The organism is Methylobacterium sp. WL18, assembly GCF_008040015.1.
Lineage (GTDB): Bacteria > Pseudomonadota > Alphaproteobacteria > Rhizobiales > Beijerinckiaceae > Methylobacterium > Methylobacterium mesophilicum.
This window is the reverse complement of the sequence record NZ_VRVD01001277.1, coordinates 1-544: the sequence shown is the minus strand read 5'-3', so window position 1 is coordinate 544 and position 544 is coordinate 1. Positions and strand designations below refer to the sequence as shown.

The window sequence follows — 544 nt, the reverse complement described above, 5'->3', positions numbered from 1 at the left end:
CCCGGGCGCGGCCGTAGGCGTATTGCGCCCCGCCGGCCACCTGGTTCACGGCGCCGCGCACCTGGCGGGCCGGATCGCCGGTGAGGCCGCCGAGCGCGGTGTTGGCGCGGCCCTTGAGGTGGCGCGTGGCGCCGCGAAACCCGTCCCGGTTCATGTGAGGCTCCTGTCTCGGTCCTTCGGGGCGGAAGCGGCCGGGCGGCCGCCCCCGCGCGTTCGGCAGCGCTTACGTCAGTGCTTGCCGGTGATCTTGTCGGCGAGGGTCTTGGCGCCGTCCTTGGCGTCGCCGACGGTCTTCTGCGCTTCGCCCTTGAGCTCCTGGGCCTTGCCCTCGGCCACGAGCTTGTCGTTGCCGGTCACGTTGCCGGCGGCCTGCTTGACGTTGCCGACGGCCTCGTTGGCCAGGCCCTTGATCTTGTCGGTGGTGCTGCTCATCGAACGTCTCCTTGCGGGTTGCTGCGCGGATGGCCGGCTCGTGCCGGTCGGGGGAGGTCCCCGCCGCGTGGCGGGAACCGATGGGGATCAGGCGCGGCGGGCGTCGTAGGCG

At 73.0% G+C, this 544-nt stretch carries 2 protein-coding genes; both read right to left on the bottom strand.

The annotated features are described in order from the left end of the window. The coding region (locus FV228_RS34685) for a CsbD family protein (protein WP_147858019.1) at window positions 1-154 on the bottom strand (154 nt) is incomplete at its 3' end. Window positions 155-228: 74 nt separating this feature from the next. Beyond that, window positions 229-432 carry a CsbD family protein gene (locus FV228_RS32295; RefSeq protein ID WP_147858018.1) on the bottom strand — a complete coding sequence of 68 codons (204 nt, stop codon included), beginning with the start codon at window positions 430-432 and terminating at the stop codon, window positions 229-231. Window positions 433-544 lie beyond the last annotated feature (112 nt).